This is a genomic window from Streptomyces sp. NPDC059452, from assembly GCF_042750035.1.
Lineage (GTDB): Bacteria > Actinomycetota > Actinomycetes > Streptomycetales > Streptomycetaceae > Streptomyces.
This window is the reverse complement of the sequence record NZ_JBHYVE010000004.1, coordinates 19,277-35,023: the sequence shown is the minus strand read 5'-3', so window position 1 is coordinate 35,023 and position 15,747 is coordinate 19,277. Positions and strand designations below refer to the sequence as shown.

The following is a 15,747-nucleotide window of genomic DNA, read 5'->3' as shown; positions in this document are numbered from 1 at the left end:
TTGGCTGCATACGTCCCGTACACGACGAAGACGTACGAAATCCATAGAGGAGAGAGCAGTGCTGAACGGGTTCAAGGACTTCATCCTGCGTGGGAACGTCATCTCGATGGCGATCGGCCTCGCCGTGGGAGCCGCCTTCACCGCCGTGGTCACCGGCTTCAGCACCGCCTTCATCACCCCGCTGATCGGCCTCGCCACCGGTTCGGTCGGCGACTTCAGCACGGCGGAGTTCACCGTCGAGGGCGCGATCTTCCCGTACGGAAAGTTCCTCGCGGCCGCCATCGCCTTCCTCATCACCGCCGCGGTCCTCTACTTCTGCGTCGTCGTCCCCATGACCAAGGTGCAGAACCGCTTCGCCAAGGAGGAGGAGGTCGACATCAAGGCCGCCCTCCGCGACTGCCCGCGCTGCTACAGCTCGATCCCGGCCATCGCCTCCCGCTGCGGCCACTGCACCAGCGAGGTCGAGCCCGAACCCGAGGCCCTCTCCCTCGCCAAGCTGCCCGTCCAGCGCTGAGCCGGCTGCCCGTCCGGCGCTGACGCACGCCCGCCCCCGGCACCCGTACGGCCCAGTGCCCCGCCGTACGGGCCAGGAGCCCGAACCGGCCGGATCACGCCGGAGCGGCCCCGCCCTCCAGCCGCACGCACAAGGGAACTAGCTCTCCTCGCCTGGCGTTGACCAGTACGGGAGGCTCCACTGGGGGAGTGGAGCACCACCATGCAAAGGGTTCCCCTGCCGCACCACTTGGAGGGCGTACCGTGCACCGCCGGCACAACGGGCTGAAAACCGCCGTACTCCTCGGGGGCCTCTCCGCCCTCATCATCATCATCGGCAGCTTCTTCGGACGTACGGGTCTTGTCATCGCGCTCGTCGTGGCCTTGGGTACCAACGCCTACGCCTACTGGAACAGCGACAAGCTGGCCCTGCGGGCCATGCGGGCCCGCCCCGTCAGCGAATTCGAGGCGCCCCAGCTCTACCGGATCGTCCGGGAGCTCTCCACCGCGGCCCGTCAGCCGATGCCCCGGCTCTACATCTCGCCCACCCAGGCGCCCAACGCCTTCGCTACCGGCCGCAACCCGCGCAACGCGGCCGTCTGCTGCACCGAGGGCATCCTCCAGATCCTCGACGAGCGGGAGCTGCGCGGCGTCCTGGGCCATGAGCTGAGCCACGTCTACAACCGGGACATCCTCATCTCCTCCGTCGCCGGAGCCCTCGCCTCCGTCGTCATGTTCCTGGTCAACTTCGCCTGGCTCATCCCCATCGGCCGCTCCAACGACGACGAGGGCCCCGGCCTCCTGGGCATGCTCCTGATCATGATCCTGGGCCCGCTCGCCGCCTCCGTCATCCAGCTCGCCGTCAGCCGCTCCCGCGAGTACGAGGCCGACGCCTCCGGGGCCCAGTTGACCGGGGACCCACTTGCCCTCGCCAGTGCCCTGCGCAAACTGGAAGCAGGAACGAAACAGCTCCCGCTGCCCCCGGAACCCAGGATCGAGACCGCGAGCCACATGATGATCGCGAACCCCTTCCGCCCCGGCCAGGGAATGGCCAAGATGTTCTCCACCCACCCACCGATGGCGGAGCGCATCGCCCGACTGGAACAGATGGCAGGTCATCGCCCATGAAAACCATCCTGAACGTCATCTGGCTCGTCCTGTGCGGCTTCTGGATGTTCCTCGGTTACCTCCTCGCAGGCGTCGTCCTCTGCATCACCATCATCGGCATCCCGTTCGGCCTCGCCGCCTTCAGGATCGGGATCTACGCCCTCTGGCCCTTCGGCTACACCGTCGTCGACCGCAGGGACGCCGGATCGCCCTCCTGCGTCGGCAACGTCCTCTGGCTGGTCCTCGCCGGATGGTGGCTCGCCCTCGGCCACATCACCACCGGTATCGCCCTCTGCATCACGATCATCGGCATCCCCCTGGGCATCGCCAACTTCAAGCTGATCCCCGTCTCCCTCCTGCCCTTCGGCAAGGAGATCGTCCCCACGGACCAGCCCTTCGCCGCCCGCTGACCGGACGGCCCGACCGGACCGCCGGGCCTGGCCGCCCGACCAGACCGCCTGGCCGGACCGCCTGGCCTGGCCGTCCGATCTACCTCTGATCTGCCTCCGACCTGCCCGTTCTGCCCCGCCGTCGGACGGTCCGCGCAACCGATCCCCCCACCCCCGGCGTCTTGGATTCCGTAACCGAGCAAGGGGTAGGTAGAGCCACATGGGCATCATCAGTTGGATCATTCTCGGGCTGGTCGCCGGAGTCATCGCCAAGGTCCTGCTCCCGGGCCGTGACCCGGGCGGCATCTTCGGGACCACCCTCATAGGCATCGCCGGTGCCTTCGTCGGAGGCTGGCTCTCCAGCCAGTTCCTCGACCGCCCCATCAGCAACGACTTCTACGACACCGCGACCTGGATCGCTGCCATCGCCGGCTCCCTGGTCCTGCTGATCCTCTACCGACTGCTCTTCGGCAACTCCCGCGAACGCCGCTGACCGCCCCCGGGGCTCAACTCAGCCCGGTCTCCCGCAACGTCAGATTCAGTCGGCCCGCCCGCATCCCCGCGGCCGGGTCGGCCGATCCGGGGTACACCTTCGGCACCCCGTGGAACGCGAAGCGCGACGGGCCCCCGAAGACGAAGAGGTCGCCGGAGACCAACTCCACGTCCGTGTAAGGCTGCCCGCGACTCTCCGGGTTCCCGAAGCGGAACACGCACGTCGCCCCGATGCTCAGTGACACCACAGGAGCGCCCGACCGCTCCTCCTTGTCCTGGTGCATGCCCATCCGCGCCGCTTCGTCGTAGAAGTTGATCAGCGCGGTGTCCGGAGCGAACGCCTCCGCCGCACCCTCGTCCTCGTACGCCTCCGCCACCGCCGCCCGCCCCAGCGCCACCAGCCACTGCGGCAGGGCGGCCACCCGGGCGCCGTTCACATCGTCGGCGGTACGGGTGTACCGGTACGGCTGCCAGTGCCACCCCAGGCACACCGTCCGTACGGACATCACCCCGCCACCCGGCAACACGGTGTGCCGCAGCGGAACCGGCCCCCGCGCCCACTCCCGGCACGCCGTCACCAACTCCCGCCGACGCTCCACCGGGAGCCACTCCGGCATGTGCACGGCACCCGGCGCCACGACCTGACGGGGCCGCGGGAACAGCCCGCCCGAAGCAGCCGGAACCCCACGCGACACCACCGTCACACCACCCTCAGCGGTCGGCGCTCACACACGCCGCCCCCTCCAGCCCCAGCAGCAACTCCTTGCGCTCCAGCCCACCCGCGTACCCCCGCAGCGCCCCGTCCGCGCCGATCACCCGGTGGCACGGCCGTACGACCAGCAAGGGGTTGCGCCCGATCGCCGTACCCACCGCCCGTACCCCCGCGCCCGAGGCCCCCACCCGCGCGGCGACCTCCCCGTACGACAGGGTCTCCCCGTACGGGATCGACTCCAGCACCTTCCAGACGCGCCGCTGGAACTCCGTACCCACACCCTCCGCGAACGCCACGTCGAACCGCGTCGACCGCCCCGCGAAGTACGCCTCCACCTGTGCCACGACCCCCGCGAACAGCTCGGGCGCCCGGAGCCACCCGTCCTGGACGGCCGCGCCGCCCTTCTGCCCGGGCACCGACAGCGACACCAGCCGCAGCCCTTCGGCCGTACCGTCCGACTCGCCCACCAGCAGCAACTCGCCCAGCGGACTCGCCACCCGTGTGTACACCGTCGTCACGACCGCTCACTTCCCTCCATCGAAGAACCCACGGCCAGTCTGCTCCGCGCCCCGCACCCCCGGCTGGCGGTTTTCGGACACCGCGCCCCGGGTGGCAGGGGTCATGCCCCCGAAACGCGAAGAGGCACGTCGTCGAGGCCGGCCCCGACGAAGTGCCCCTGGTCCGCTCACCAATTGTCCTACTGGTTCACGAACCGTCCTACCGGTGATTCGTGAACCAACCAGTGGTTCGTGAACTACCGGTAGTTCACGAACTGGATGGCGAAGTCGAGGTCCTTCTCCTTCAGCAGCGCCTGCACGGCCTGAAGGTCGTCCCGGCTCTTCGAGCTGACCCGCAGCTCGTCACCCTGGACCTGGGCCTTGACGCCCTTGGGGCCCTCATCACGGATGATCTTCGCGACCTTCTTGGCGTTCTCCTGGGAGATGCCTTCCTCGATCGTCGCGAAGATCTTGTACTCCTTGCCCGAGAGCTGCGGCTCGCCGGCGTCCAGCGACTTCAGCGAGATGCCCCGCTTGATCAGCTTGGACTGGAAGATGTCGAGGATCGCCTTGACCCGCTCCTCGCCGTTCGCCTCCATCAGGATCTTCTCGCCGGACCACGAGATCGAGGCGCCCGTGCCCTTGAAGTCGTAACGCTGGGAGATCTCCTTGGCGGCCTGGTTGAGGGCGTTGTCGACCTCCTGCCGCTCGACCTTCGAGACGATGTCGAAACTGGAGTCGGCCATGACGTGTGGCTCCTTGCGTCGAATGTGCGTGGGATACAGCGCAAAGCCTAGCCACCGCCGCACCCTCCGGCTGCTGATCAATGAGGTGGCGGAGCACCCCTGGCCATCGGGTATTGTTTACGTCGTCGCCAAGGAGCTCACCAGTGGAGATCCGACGCGTCGCCCGAGGCGGTGTGCCCGAGTGGCCAAAGGGAGCAGACTGTAAATCTGCCGGCTCAGCCTACCCAGGTTCGAACCCTGGCGCCGCCACGCGAACGAAGCCCCCGACCGGTTCTTCCGGTCGGGGGCTTCCTCGTTCCCGCAGCCTCGTGCGCGCCGCCCTCAGCCACCCGCGATATCAGTTGCCCGCGATGTCCTTCACGGCCACCGTGACCGGCACGTTCCCCGAGATCAGCTCAAGGGTCAGGCCCGCCGTCGCCGGGGTGTCCAGCAGCTCCAGGATCGTCGCCGCCACGTCGTCGCGCGGGACCGGGCCGCGGCCTGTCTTCGCGGCGAGCAGCACCTGTCCGTTGCCCGCGTCGTCGGTGAGCATCCCGGGGCGCAGGATCGTCCAGTCGAGCGCGGACCGGGAGCGTACGTCGGCGTCCGCCGCGCCCTTCGCCCTCAGATAGACGTCGAACACCTCGTCGCCGGGGTGGTCGGGGTCGGCGCCCATGGAGGAGATGACGATGTACCGGCGTACGCCTGCCGCTTGGGCCGCGTCGGCGAACAGGACGGCGGCGCCCCGGTCGACGGTGTCCTTGCGGGCGGTGCCGCTGTTCGGTCCGGCGCCCGCTGCGAAGACGGCCGCGTCGGCGCCGCGCAGCACCTCGGCGGTCTCCTCGACGGAGGCCGATTCGAGGTCCAGTACGGCGGGTTCGGCGCCGATGTCGGTGAGTTCCTGGCTCTGTTGGGGGTTGCGGATGATCCCGACGGCTTCATCCCCGCGTGCGGCGAGCAGGCGCTCCAGCCGCTGTGCGATCTGACCGTGTCCACCTGCGATGACAATGCGCATACCTCCGACCGTACGCCCGGCGGCCACCGAACGCTCAGCTCCCCGGCCCGGCACCGGAGTCGGGTCGCCCCTGGCGCGGGAGGTCGGGGCCGGCGGCGGTGTCGGGGTCGGAGTCGCAGTACTCGCGTACGGCGCTGGTGCGGGCGACGACCCGGCCGCGGTGGACGACGATCCGGCTGTAGGCGAGGGAGAGCACTGCGGGGAGCCGTTCACCGCGTACGGCGAGGAGTTCGGCGGGGAAGCCCGCCTCCACGCGGACGTCGGGCAGGCCGAGGGCGGCCCGGGCGGTGGTGGAGACCATGGCGTAGGCGTGTTCGGCGCGCAGGCCGTGCTGCGAGGCGAGGAGGTACGCGGCCTCCAGCGGGTCGCCGCGGCCCACCGGGTTGGCCGTGTCGCGCAGTGCGCCGCTGCCTGCCGCCACGCGTACGCCCGCGGAGCGCAGGAGGCGTACGGGGGCGGTCGTACGGCGTTCGGAGCCCGCACAGCCGCCCTGGGGGAGGCAGACGACGGTGATGCCGGCGGCGGCGAGCCGGTCGGCGGCGCGGGCCGCCGTGTCCAGGGGGAGGTGGGCGAGGCCGGCGCAGGGCCCGATGGTGACGCCGGGGCGCAGCCCGCCGGCCATGGCGGCGAGCCGGGCGAGCCGGGTGGGGTCGTCGCCGTCGGTGTGCAGGTCGACGGGGCAGCCGTGCTCGGCGGCGACCTCCAGGACGGCCGCGGTGTAGCCGGTGGGGTCGGGGTCCAGGTCGGGGCAGCCGCCGACGACGGCGGCGCCCATCTTCACGGCGTCGCGGAGCATGGCGAGGTTGTCGGCCCCGGCGACCCCGGTCAGCAGGCGGGGGACGGCGACGGCGGTCAGGTCGGCGAGGCCGCGCAGGGCCCGCCGGGTCTGGAGGACGGCCTCCAGCGCGGCCAGCCCCCGTACGTCGCCGATGCGGACGTGGGCGCGCAGCGAGGTGGCGCCGTGGCCGAGCTGGAGGAGGGCGGCCTCGGTGGCGCGGCGCTGGACGTCCTCGGTGCGGTGGGAGGCGGGCCCCGGGCCGTCGGGCCCGGCGCTGTCGGCGGTCAGGGCGCTGTCGCTGTGGGCGTGCGGCTCGGCCGGTGCGGGGAGCAGGAGGTAGCCGCGCAGGTCGATGCGGGGCCCGCGGGTGGTGAGGCTGCCCGCCGTGCCGACGGCCTCGATACGGCTGCCGCTCAGGCGTACGTCGACGGTGCGGCCGTCGGTGAGGCGGGCGCCGCTCAGGACGAGTGCGGGGGCGCCGTCGGTGGTGGCCGCGTCGGCGCTGTCGGGCGCGTTGTCGTCGGGCCGCCGCGGCTGGCTGTCAGGCATCGCGCTCCTGGGAGGGGTGCAAGATCACACGGAGTGGGTCGAGCCTAGGGGCGGGCCGGGGCGGCTTCCGGGAGGAGCGGAATAGTCGTACCGGTGCGCCTGCGCCGACGTGGGGGAGCGCCCGATCCGGAGGGCGGCGCAGGGTGGATCAAGGCCTGATCAGGGGGTGTGGGCGGGCCGGGACCGGTGGCCGCAGCCCGGTGCCCAAACGGATTTGGGCGATCGGCCGGAGAGCGTGTAATGTCTTCCTCGCTCGCCCCAATAGCTCAGTCGGTAGAGCGTCTCCATGGTAAGGAGAAGGTCTGCGGTTCGATTCCGCATTGGGGCTCTGGTGATCGGGAAACCCCGCTTCGGCGGGGGGACTCATCATCAAAGCGGTGTAGCTCAGTCGGTAGAGCAAGCGGCTCATAATCGCTGTGTCACCGGTTCAAGTCCGGTCACCGCTACTAACGGTAGCCGATTGTTGGGTCGGTCCTTCGATCGGCTACTCTTTTATGCGTTCATCCGTCCATCGTCCGTCCAAGGAGCACTCACGTGGCTGCCACCGACGTCCGCCCGAAGATCACGCTGGCCTGCGTGGAGTGCAAGGAGCGGAACTACATCACCAAGAAGAACCGGCGTAACAACCCGGACCGTCTTGAGATGAAGAAGCACTGCCCGCGCTGCAACTCGCACACCGCGCACCGCGAAACGCGCTGAATCAGGCTCGTACACGAGGCCGCCCCCACTGGGGGCGGCCTCGTGTCGTTGTATGGGGTCGCCCCCGCAACAGGGGTGCGCCCTTATTCGTCTTTCCATCAGGAGGTAGCGAGCTCATGGCGCTCGACCAGTCCTTCGTGGGGCGGACCTATCCGCCCACTCCCGCGTACGAGGTCGGCCGGGAGAAGATCCGCGAGTTCGCCGAGGCGGTGGGTGACACCCATCCGGCGTACGTCGATGCGGAGGCGGCCCGCGCACTCGGCCATGCCGATGTGATCGCGCCGCCCACGTTCGTCTTCTCGATCACCTACCGGGCCGCCGGCGAGGTGGTGCAGGACCCCCAGCTGGGCCTGGACTACAGCCGGGTCGTCCACGGCGACCAGAAGTTCTCCTACGTGCGTCCCGTACGGGCGGGGGACCGGCTGACGGTCACCTCCACGATCGAGACCATCAAGTCCCTGGCGGGCAACGACATCGTGGACATCCGCGGGGACGTGCACGACGAGGCCGGTGAGCTGGTGGTCACGGCACTCACGAAGCTGGTGGCGCGCGCCGCCGAGGAGGCGTGATGACGGCGAAGGTCTCTTACGGGTCGGTCGAGGTCGGCACGGAGCTGCCCGCACAGTCGTTCCCGGTGACCCGGGCGACGCTCGTGCGGTACGCGGGTGCGTCGGGCGACTTCAACCCGATCCATTGGAACGAGAGGTTCGCGCGCGAGGTCGGGCTGCCGGATGTGATCGCGCACGGCATGTTCACCATGGCCGAGGCGATCCGGGTGGTCACGGACTGGGCCGGCGACCCGGGCGCGGTCGTCGACTACGGGGTCCGGTTCACCAAGCCGGTCGTGGTGCCCGACGACGACAAGGGCGCGCTGATCGAGGTCAGCGGCAAGGTCGCCGCCAAGCTGGACGACAACCTGGTCCGGGTGGACCTGGTGGCCATGTGCGACGACAAGAAGGTGCTGGGGATGTCCCGCGCCGTCGTCAGGCTCGCCTGAGGGCCACGCGGAAGCCGTATCGGCCCTGCGGTCTCCTGAGGGTCATGCGGAAGCCGTACGGTCCTGCGTTTCCCCTGAAGGTCACGCGGAAGCCGTACGGTCCTCCGGTTCGCCCGAGGAGCGTGCGGAAGCTGTACGGTCCGTGGCCCCGCCCGAGCGGCGGGGGCGCGGACCGTACCCTTGTCCCGTGCAGGAACTCCACGATGCCCCCCTCGCCCCCCTGACCACCTTCCGGCTCGGCGGCCCCGCCACCCGGCTCCTGACGGCCACCACCGACGCGGAGGTGGTCGCCGCCGTCCGTGAGGCCGACGCGAGCGGCACCCCGCTGCTGGTCATCGGCGGCGGCTCCAACCTGGTCATCGGCGACAAGGGCTTCGACGGCACGGCGCTGCGCATCGCCACCAAGGGCTTCACCCTCTCCGGTACGTCGCTGGAGCTCGCGGCCGGTGAGACGTGGACCGACGCCGTCGCCCGGACCGTCGAGGCGGGTCTCGCGGGCATCGAGTGCCTGGCCGGAATCCCCGGCTCCGCGGGCGCGACACCCATCCAGAACGTCGGGGCGTACGGGCAGGAGGTGTCCTCCACCATCACGGAGGTCGTCGCCTACGACCGGCACACCCGGGAGACGGTGACCATTCCGAACGCGGAGTGCTCCTTCTCGTACCGGCACAGCCGCTTCAAGGCGGAACCCGACCGTTTCGTGGTGCTCCGCGTCCGCTTCGAGCTGGAGGAGGCGGGCGGTCTCTCCGCGCCCCTCGCGTACCCGGAGACGGCCCGGGCCATGGGTGTGCGGCAGGGCGAGCGCGTTGCCGCCTCCGCCGCCCGGGAGACCGTGCTGAAGCTGCGGGCAGGCAAGGGCATGGTGCTGGACCCGGAGGACCACGACACCTGGTCGGCGGGGTCCTTCTTCACCAACCCGATCCTGGACGCGGCCGCCTACGAGGACTTCCTGGCCCGGGTCCACGAGCGCCTCGGCCCGGACGTGGCACCCCCGGCCTTCCCCGCCGGGGACGGCCGCACCAAGACCTCGGCGGCCTGGCTGATCGACCGGGCGGGCTTCACCAAGGGGTACGGCAGCGGACCGGCCCGGATCTCCACCAAGCACACCCTCGCCCTCACCAACCGGGGCGAGGCCACCACCGAGGACCTGCTCGCCCTGGCCCGCGAGGTCGTCGCCGGGGTCCACGCGGCCTTCGGCGTCACCCTGGTCAACGAGCCGGTGACGGTCGGCGTCGCTCTGTAGGGCACGCGTCGCCCTGTAAGAGGACCCACTCAGCAGGCGACCGAAGACCCGCTCAGTAGGCGACGCCCACGGCCTGTTTCACGGCCGCCGGGTCGTCGATCAGCCCCAGCATCGCGTGCGCCACATCGGCCCGGGAGATGGACCGGCTGCTGCGCGGCGCTGAGCCCAGGGCCGTGCGGTAGGAGCCCGTGCACGGCCCGTCCGTCAGCTTCGGAGGACGTACGGAGGTCCAGTCCGCCGCACTGCGGGCCAGCGCCGCCTCCATCCGTGTGAGGTCGGCGTACACGTCCCTGAAGACCGCCCCGACCACCCTGCGGACCAACCGGTCCAGCGGCGGCTCACCGGCCGGTACGGGTCCCACCGGGGCCGCGCTCACCACCAGCAGCCGACGTGTCCCCTCGGCCTCCATCGCCTCGATGATCCGCCCGGTCAGCCGCTCGGTGATCCCGTCCGTCCTCCGGCCGCGCGCACCCAGCCCCGAGAGCACCGCGTCCCGACCGGCCACCGCCGCCCGCACCGCCGCCGGGTCGCCCAGCGGCACGACCGCGTGCAGCGCCCCGGCGTGGAGCGGTCCGGGGAGCCTCGCCGGATCGCGGACCACGGCCGTCACCTCGTGGCCCGCCGCGAGCGCCTGGCCCACGATCTCCCGGCCGACACCTCCGGTCGCTCCGAACACCGTGAGCCGCATCTGCCCCTCCTCAGGTGGGTAAGTGTTCACTCACCTCTAGGGTGGGTGGCTGCTCACCCACCCGTCAAGCCGTTTGGGAGTACGCATGGAGCCGAAGCCGGCCCGCGTCCGCATCGTCGACGCCGCCCACGAGCTGATGCTCTCCATCGGCCTCGCCCGGACCACCACCAAGGAGATCGCGCGGGCGGCCGACTGCTCGGAGGCCGCGCTGTACAAGTACTTCCCCAGCAAGGAAGAGCTTTTCGTGACCGTACTGAAGGAGCGGCTGCCGAGGCTCGGGGGGCTGCTCGGCGACCTGGTCGCGGGGGAGGGCGACGTCGAGGCCAACCTCACCGAGGTGGCCCGGCAGGCCGCGCTCTTCTACGAGCAGACGTTCCCGATGGCCGCGTCCCTGTACGCCGAACCGCAGCTCAAGCGCCGCCACGAACAGGGCCTGCGCGAGCTCGGCACCGGCCCCCACACGCCGATCCAGGGGCTCGACGCCTACCTCCGCGCCGAACAGCGGGCGGGCCGGGTCCGCGCGGACGCCGACACCTACGCGGCCGCCTCCCTGCTGCTCGGCGCCTGCGCCCAGCGGGCCTTCGTCTACGACGCGCTCCCCGGCGGAACGCCCCCGCAGCCGCTGGAGGAGTTCGCCGCCTCCCTCGCCCGCACCCTGCTCGCAGGAATCAGCTAGCCAGCCAGTCGTCGATCCCCGACAGCAGCTTGTCCCGTACGTCGACGGGGGCGGCCGACCCGCGCACCGACTGGCGGGCCAGCTCGGCCAGCTCCGCGTCGGTGAAGCCGTGGTCGCGGCGGACCAGCTCGTACTGCGCGGCGAGCCGCGAGCCGAACAGCAGTGGGTCGTCCGCGCCGAGCGCCATCGGCACCCCCGCGTCGAACAAGGTGCGCAGGGGTACGTCCGCGGCCTTCTCGTAGACGCCGAGCGCCACATTGGAGGACGGGCAGACCTCACAGGTCACCTGCCGCTCGGCCAGCCGGGCCAGCAGCCGGGGGTCCTCGGCCGCCCGCACCCCGTGGCCGATGCGCGAGGCGTCCAGGTCGTCCAGGCAGTCGCGCACGCTGGAGGCGCCCGCGAGCTCCCCGCCGTGCGGGGCCGCCAGCAGGCCGCCCTCCCGCGCGATGGCGAAGGCCCGGTCGAAGTCGCGGGCCATGCCGCGCCGCTCGTCGTTGGAGAGCCCGAAGCCGACGACGCCCCGGTCCGCGTACCGCACGGCCAGCCGCGCCAGGGTCCGGGCGTCCAGCGGGTGCTTCATCCGGTTGGCGGCGATCACCACGCGCATCCCCAGACCGGTGTCCCTGGAGGCGCTGTCCACCGCGTCCAGGATGATCTCGATCGCCGGGATCAGCCCGCCGAGCAGCGGGGCGTACGAGGTGGGGTCGACCTGGATCTCCAGCCAGCCGGAACCGTCCGCGACGTCCTCCTGGGCGCTCTCGCGGACCAGGCGGTGGATGTCCTCGGGGGACCGCAGGCAGGACCGGGCGATGTCGTAGAGCCGCTGGAAGCGGAACCAGCCGCGCTCGTCGGTCGCCCGCAGTTTCGGCGGTTCGCCGCCGGTCAGCGCGTCGGGGAGGTGGACCCCGTATTTGTCGGCGAGTTCGAGCAGGGTGGTGGGCCGCATCGACCCGGTGAAGTGCAGGTGCAGGTGGGCCTTGGGCAACAGACGTACATCACGCTCCATTTGAAGATCCTGCCGCACGGGCGGGCCGGAGCGGAAGCCGCTTTCCTCTTTGGAGTGGGCCTCGAACGAAAAGACCCCCGGCCGAGGCGGCCGGGGGCACAATTCGCGGGCTTCTCAGGCCTTGGCCTCGCCCAGGAGCTTCTGGAGCCGGGAGACGCCCTCGATGAGGTCGTCGTCGCCCAGCGCGTAGGAGAGGCGGAGGTAGCCCGGGGTGCCGAATGCCTCGCCCGGGACGACGGCCACCTCGGCCTCGTCCAGGATGAGGGCCGCGAGCTCCACGGAGTCGGCCGGGCGCTTGCCGCGGATCTCCTTGCCGAGCAGGCCCTTCACCGACGGGTAGGCGTAGAACGCGCCCTCGGGCTCCGGGCAGAGCACGCCGTCGATCTCGTTGAGCATCCGCACGATGAGGTTGCGGCGGCGGTCGAAGGCGGTGCGCATCTCCGCGACGGCGTCCAGCGGGCCGGAGACCGCGGCGAGCGCGGCGACCTGGGCGACGTTGGAGACGTTGGAGGTGGCGTGCGACTGGAGGTTGGTCGCGGCCTTGACGACGTCCTTCGGGCCGATGATCCAGCCCACGCGCCAGCCGGTCATCGCGTACGTCTTGGCGACGCCGTTGACGACGACGCACTTGTCGCGCAGCTCCGGCACGATCGCCGGGAGCGAAGTGAAGGTCGCGTCGCCGTAGACGAGGTGCTCGTAGATCTCGTCCGTCATGACCCACAGGCCGTGCTCGACGGCCCAGCGGCCGATCGCCTCCGCGTCGGCCTCGCTGTAGACGGCGCCGGTCGGGTTGGACGGCGAGACGAAGAGGACGACCTTCGTCCGCTCGGTCCGCGCGGCCTCCAGCTGCTCGACGGAGACCCGGTAGCCGGTGGTCTCGTCGGCGACGACCTCGACCGGGACACCGCCGGCGAGCCGGATCGACTCGGGGTAGGTGGTCCAGTACGGGGCGGGGACGATGACCTCGTCGCCCGGGTCGAGGATCGCGGCGAAGGCCTCATAGATGGCCTGCTTCCCGCCGTTGGTCACCAGGATCTGGCTCGCGTCGACCTCGTATCCGGAGTCCCGCAGCGTCTTCTCTGCGATGGCGGCCTTGAGCTCGGGGAGCCCGCCGGCCGGGGTGTAGCGGTGGTACTTCGGGTTGCGGCAGGCCTCGACCGCGGCGTCGACGATGTAGCCGGGGGTCGGGAAGTCGGGCTCGCCCGCGCCGAAGCCGATCACCGGACGGCCGGCGGCCTTGAGGGCCTTGGCCTTGGCATCGACGGCGAGGGTCGCGGACTCGGAGATCGCACCGACGCGGGCGGAGACCCGGCGCTCGGACGGAGAAGTTGCAGCGCTCATGGCCCCATGCTCGCAGACCGGAAAACCCGTCGGCGCACGCGTTTCAGGGACCGGACGGGACCCGGACAGGACCCGAAAGGGAACCGGACAGGACCGGTCGGTAGTTGTCTGTTCGACGCAGCGGCGCTGAGCACGTACACTCACCTGTCGTTGGCCTTCACCAGCCGCACCGTATGTACATCCGGGCATCCGGGAAGATGCGGTAGGTTGGTGGAAACCACAAAGGGTCGTAGCTCAATTGGTAGAGCACTGGTCTCCAAAACCAGCGGTTGGGGGTTCAAGTCCCTCCGGCCCTGCTACACACTCCTTCGCCAGGATGTGTGCGCATGTACGTACTTCATTGCACAGCCGTGCGGCTCCACCGGGCGCGGCACGGCCACGACCCGGAATCAGGTGAGAAGCGTGACGGACGCCGTGGGCTCCATCGACATGCCTGATGCTGAGGACGAATCCCCCGAGTCCAAGAAGAAGACTCGGAAGGGCGGCAAGCGCGGCAAGAAGGGTCCCCTGGGCCGTCTCGCGCTGTTCTACCGCCAGATCGTCGCCGAACTCCGTAAGGTTGTCTGGCCGACTCGCAGTCAGCTGACGACGTACACCATCGTCGTGATCGTGTTCGTCGTCGTGATGATCGGTATCGTTACCGTTCTCGACATGGGGTTCGCGCGAGTCGTCAAGTACGTCTTCGGCTGAGTCGGCGGAAGGCGTCGGACCGGCGCCCCCCTCCGCATGTTCCACCCTTTGTATCCAGGAAGAAGCAGCCACCGTGTCTGACCCGAACCTGAACGACGCCGCCGAGCCCGAGGCGGGCGCTTCCAAGTCCGGCAAGGACGAGCTCGGCATCGTTGAGGCTGCTGACTCCGTGGAGCCTGCCCAGGCCGCTGTCGAGGCCGAGGCGGACGAGACCGTCCAGGCCGACGAGGACGCCGCCGTCGCCGAGGCCGTAGCTGCCGACGAGGACGAGGCGGCCGAGGACGCCGCCGAAGCCGAGGCCGACGACGAGAGCGCCGATGAGGAAGAGGCCGAGCCGGCCGCCCCCGTCGACCCCGTCGCCGCCCTGCGCGAAGAGCTCCGCACGCTCCCCGGCGAGTGGTACGTCATCCACACGTACGCCGGTTACGAGAAGCGTGTGAAGGCCAACCTGGAGCAGCGCGCCGTCTCGCTCAACGTGGAGGAGTTCATCTATCAGGCCGAGGTGCCTGAGGAGGAAATCGTCCAGATCAAGAACGGCGAGCGCAAGAACGTCCGGCAGAACAAGCTCCCCGGCTACGTGCTGGTGCGCATGGACCTGACGAACGAGTCCTGGGGCGTCGTGCGGAACACGCCGGGCGTCACCGGCTTCGTGGGCAACGCCTACGACCCGTACCCGCTGACCCTGGACGAGATCGTCAAGATGCTCGCCCCGGAGGCCGAGGAGAAGGCCGCCCGCGAGGCCGCCGAGGCCGAGGGCAAGCCGGCTCCGTCCCGCAAGGTCGAGGTCCAGGTGCTGGACTTCGAGGTGGGCGACGCGGTCACCGTCACCGACGGCCCCTTCGCCACGCTGCAGGCCACGATCAACGAGATCAACGCCGACTCGAAGAAGGTCAAGGGCCTCGTCGAGATCTTCGGCCGCGAGACCCCGGTCGAGCTCAGCTTCGACCAGATCCAGAAGAACTAGCGCTTCCCGCCGGTTTCTGGACACATGCCTACCCAGCAGGTCAGAGGGGCTTCGCAGCCGCTCTGACCTGCTGGGTTTTTGGTCGCACAGCTATACCCGTTATCGTTGTGCGGTATGCCTCCATCCGGATGACCGGAATCGGCGGCGAAACACTCTCATAGGACCCGGAGAGAGCAATGCCTCCCAAGAAGAAGAAGGTCACGGGGCTTATCAAGCTCCAGATCAACGCCGGTGCGGCGAACCCGGCCCCGCCGGTCGGCCCCGCGCTCGGTCAGCACGGCGTCAACATCATGGAGTTCTGCAAGGCCTACAACGCCGCGACCGAGTCGCAGCGTGGCATGGTCGTGCCGGTGGAGATCACGGTCTACGAGGACCGCTCCTTCACCTTCGTCACGAAGACTCCGCCGGCCGCCAAGCTGATCCTCAAGGCCGCGGGTGTGGACAAGGGCTCCGGCGAGCCGCACAAGACCAAGGTCGCCAAGCTGACGGCCGCCCAGGTCCGCGAGATCGCCACGACGAAGCTCCCCGACCTGAACGCCAATGACCTCGACGCCGCGTCGAAGATCATTGCCGGCACCGCCCGCTCCATGGGCATCACGGTCGAAGGCTGATTCAGCCCCGTAGCCCCCAGTGGTAGGACCAAGCGCTGGTCCGCACCACGACTCCACACTCTGAAACCACAGGAGT

At 70.1% G+C, this 15,747-nt stretch carries 20 protein-coding genes and 4 tRNA genes; 16 read left to right on the top strand and 8 right to left on the bottom strand.

The window, feature by feature from the left end:
- Positions 1-58: 58 nt before the first annotated feature.
- From mscL to ACFW9Z_RS07650, 4 genes are all read left to right on the top strand, one after another.
- Positions 59-514 carry a large conductance mechanosensitive channel protein MscL gene (gene mscL, locus ACFW9Z_RS07665; RefSeq protein WP_384635894.1) on the top strand — a complete coding sequence of 152 codons (456 nt, stop codon included), beginning with the start codon at positions 59-61 and terminating at the stop codon, positions 512-514.
- 242 nt (positions 515-756) lie between these two features.
- The gene (gene htpX / locus ACFW9Z_RS07660) at positions 757-1,620 is read left to right on the top strand and encodes a zinc metalloprotease HtpX (protein ID WP_384635892.1); all 864 of its coding nucleotides are present in this window, start codon (positions 757-759) and stop codon (positions 1,618-1,620) included.
- Entirely contained in the window at positions 1,617-2,009 is a 393-nt protein-coding gene (locus ACFW9Z_RS07655) for a YccF domain-containing protein (RefSeq protein WP_384635889.1), read from the top strand. Before htpX ends, ACFW9Z_RS07655 begins: the two co-directional genes overlap by 4 nt.
- Positions 2,010-2,208: 199 nt before the next feature.
- Entirely contained in the window at positions 2,209-2,481 is a 273-nt protein-coding gene (locus tag ACFW9Z_RS07650; protein ID WP_384635886.1) for a GlsB/YeaQ/YmgE family stress response membrane protein, read from the top strand.
- Between the two features lie 13 nt (positions 2,482-2,494).
- Here ACFW9Z_RS07650 and ACFW9Z_RS07645 read toward each other — a convergent pair whose 3' ends face one another.
- From ACFW9Z_RS07645 to ACFW9Z_RS07635, 3 genes are all read right to left on the bottom strand, one after another.
- Complete coding sequence (locus ACFW9Z_RS07645) at positions 2,495-3,097, bottom strand: alpha-ketoglutarate-dependent dioxygenase AlkB family protein (protein WP_384635883.1); 603 nt, start codon at positions 3,095-3,097, stop codon at positions 2,495-2,497.
- A 94-nt stretch (positions 3,098-3,191) separates the two neighbouring features.
- Positions 3,192-3,710 carry a methylated-DNA--[protein]-cysteine S-methyltransferase gene (locus tag ACFW9Z_RS07640; RefSeq protein WP_384635880.1) on the bottom strand — a complete coding sequence of 173 codons (519 nt, stop codon included), beginning with the start codon at positions 3,708-3,710 and terminating at the stop codon, positions 3,192-3,194.
- Between the two features lie 236 nt (positions 3,711-3,946).
- The gene (locus ACFW9Z_RS07635) at positions 3,947-4,435 is read right to left on the bottom strand and encodes a YajQ family cyclic di-GMP-binding protein (protein WP_384635877.1); all 489 of its coding nucleotides are present in this window, start codon (positions 4,433-4,435) and stop codon (positions 3,947-3,949) included.
- Positions 4,436-4,602: 167 nt separating this feature from the next.
- On the opposite strand from ACFW9Z_RS07635, the gene ACFW9Z_RS07630 reads away from it, so the two are divergent.
- Positions 4,603-4,684 (top strand) — tRNA-Tyr (locus ACFW9Z_RS07630).
- An 88-nt stretch (positions 4,685-4,772) separates the two neighbouring features.
- Here ACFW9Z_RS07630 and ACFW9Z_RS07625 read toward each other — a convergent pair.
- Together ACFW9Z_RS07625 and ACFW9Z_RS07620 are read right to left on the bottom strand one after the other, a co-directional pair.
- Complete coding sequence (locus ACFW9Z_RS07625) at positions 4,773-5,429, bottom strand: SDR family oxidoreductase (RefSeq protein WP_384635874.1); 657 nt, start codon at positions 5,427-5,429, stop codon at positions 4,773-4,775.
- A 34-nt stretch (positions 5,430-5,463) separates the two neighbouring features.
- Complete coding sequence (locus tag ACFW9Z_RS07620) at positions 5,464-6,756, bottom strand: amidohydrolase family protein (RefSeq protein ID WP_384635871.1); 1,293 nt, start codon at positions 6,754-6,756, stop codon at positions 5,464-5,466.
- Between the two features lie 255 nt (positions 6,757-7,011).
- On the opposite strand from ACFW9Z_RS07620, the gene ACFW9Z_RS07615 reads away from it, so the two are divergent.
- The 6 genes from ACFW9Z_RS07615 to ACFW9Z_RS07590 all read left to right on the top strand — a co-directional run bounded on the left by ACFW9Z_RS07615 (position 7,012) and on the right by ACFW9Z_RS07590 (position 9,695).
- Positions 7,012-7,084: transfer RNA gene (locus ACFW9Z_RS07615), tRNA-Thr, on the top strand.
- A 45-nt stretch (positions 7,085-7,129) separates the two neighbouring features.
- A tRNA-Met gene (locus ACFW9Z_RS07610) sits at positions 7,130-7,202 on the top strand.
- An 88-nt stretch (positions 7,203-7,290) separates the two neighbouring features.
- On the top strand, positions 7,291-7,455 hold the full coding sequence (gene rpmG / locus ACFW9Z_RS07605) for a 50S ribosomal protein L33 (protein WP_003956487.1): 165 nt from the start codon (positions 7,291-7,293) through the stop codon (positions 7,453-7,455).
- A 116-nt stretch (positions 7,456-7,571) separates the two neighbouring features.
- Positions 7,572-8,024 carry a MaoC family dehydratase N-terminal domain-containing protein gene (locus tag ACFW9Z_RS07600; RefSeq protein WP_384635869.1) on the top strand — a complete coding sequence of 151 codons (453 nt, stop codon included), beginning with the start codon at positions 7,572-7,574 and terminating at the stop codon, positions 8,022-8,024.
- Positions 8,024-8,452 (top strand): MaoC family dehydratase, encoded by a 429-nt coding sequence (locus ACFW9Z_RS07595; protein ID WP_384635866.1) that lies wholly within the window; start codon positions 8,024-8,026, stop codon positions 8,450-8,452. The genes ACFW9Z_RS07600 and ACFW9Z_RS07595 overlap by 1 nt, the downstream gene beginning before the upstream one ends.
- A gap of 187 nt (positions 8,453-8,639) precedes the next feature.
- A complete protein-coding gene (locus ACFW9Z_RS07590) occupies positions 8,640-9,695 on the top strand; it encodes a UDP-N-acetylmuramate dehydrogenase (protein WP_384635863.1) in 1,056 nt (351 codons plus the stop codon).
- A gap of 52 nt (positions 9,696-9,747) precedes the next feature.
- Here the strand turns inward: ACFW9Z_RS07590 and ACFW9Z_RS07585 are convergent, their stop codons facing one another.
- Positions 9,748-10,383, bottom strand: a complete 636-nt coding sequence (locus ACFW9Z_RS07585) for an NAD(P)-dependent oxidoreductase (protein WP_384635860.1) — start codon at positions 10,381-10,383, stop codon at positions 9,748-9,750.
- A gap of 85 nt (positions 10,384-10,468) precedes the next feature.
- On the opposite strand from ACFW9Z_RS07585, the gene ACFW9Z_RS07580 reads away from it, so the two are divergent.
- A complete protein-coding gene (locus ACFW9Z_RS07580) occupies positions 10,469-11,059 on the top strand; it encodes a TetR/AcrR family transcriptional regulator (protein WP_384635858.1) in 591 nt (196 codons plus the stop codon).
- On the opposite strand, the gene ACFW9Z_RS07575 is transcribed toward ACFW9Z_RS07580, so the two are convergent.
- A complete protein-coding gene (locus tag ACFW9Z_RS07575; RefSeq protein WP_384635855.1) occupies positions 11,052-12,065 on the bottom strand; it encodes an adenosine deaminase in 1,014 nt (337 codons plus the stop codon). The two genes, ACFW9Z_RS07580 and ACFW9Z_RS07575, sit on opposite strands and share 8 nt — an antisense overlap.
- 114 nt (positions 12,066-12,179) lie before the next feature.
- The gene (locus tag ACFW9Z_RS07570; RefSeq protein WP_384635852.1) at positions 12,180-13,406 is read right to left on the bottom strand and encodes a pyridoxal phosphate-dependent aminotransferase; all 1,227 of its coding nucleotides are present in this window, start codon (positions 13,404-13,406) and stop codon (positions 12,180-12,182) included.
- 223 nt (positions 13,407-13,629) lie between these two features.
- On the opposite strand from ACFW9Z_RS07570, the gene ACFW9Z_RS07565 reads away from it, so the two are divergent.
- The 4 genes from ACFW9Z_RS07565 to rplK all read left to right on the top strand — a co-directional run bounded on the left by ACFW9Z_RS07565 (position 13,630) and on the right by rplK (position 15,671).
- Positions 13,630-13,702 (top strand) — tRNA-Trp (locus ACFW9Z_RS07565).
- A 106-nt stretch (positions 13,703-13,808) separates the two neighbouring features.
- A complete protein-coding gene (secE, locus tag ACFW9Z_RS07560; RefSeq protein ID WP_084748604.1) occupies positions 13,809-14,096 on the top strand; it encodes a preprotein translocase subunit SecE in 288 nt (95 codons plus the stop codon).
- Between the two features lie 73 nt (positions 14,097-14,169).
- Positions 14,170-15,060 carry a transcription termination/antitermination protein NusG gene (gene nusG / locus ACFW9Z_RS07555; RefSeq protein ID WP_384635849.1) on the top strand — a complete coding sequence of 297 codons (891 nt, stop codon included), beginning with the start codon at positions 14,170-14,172 and terminating at the stop codon, positions 15,058-15,060.
- A 176-nt stretch (positions 15,061-15,236) separates the two neighbouring features.
- Positions 15,237-15,671 (top strand): 50S ribosomal protein L11, encoded by a 435-nt coding sequence (gene rplK / locus ACFW9Z_RS07550; RefSeq protein WP_003967000.1) that lies wholly within the window; start codon positions 15,237-15,239, stop codon positions 15,669-15,671.
- Positions 15,672-15,747 lie beyond the last annotated feature (76 nt).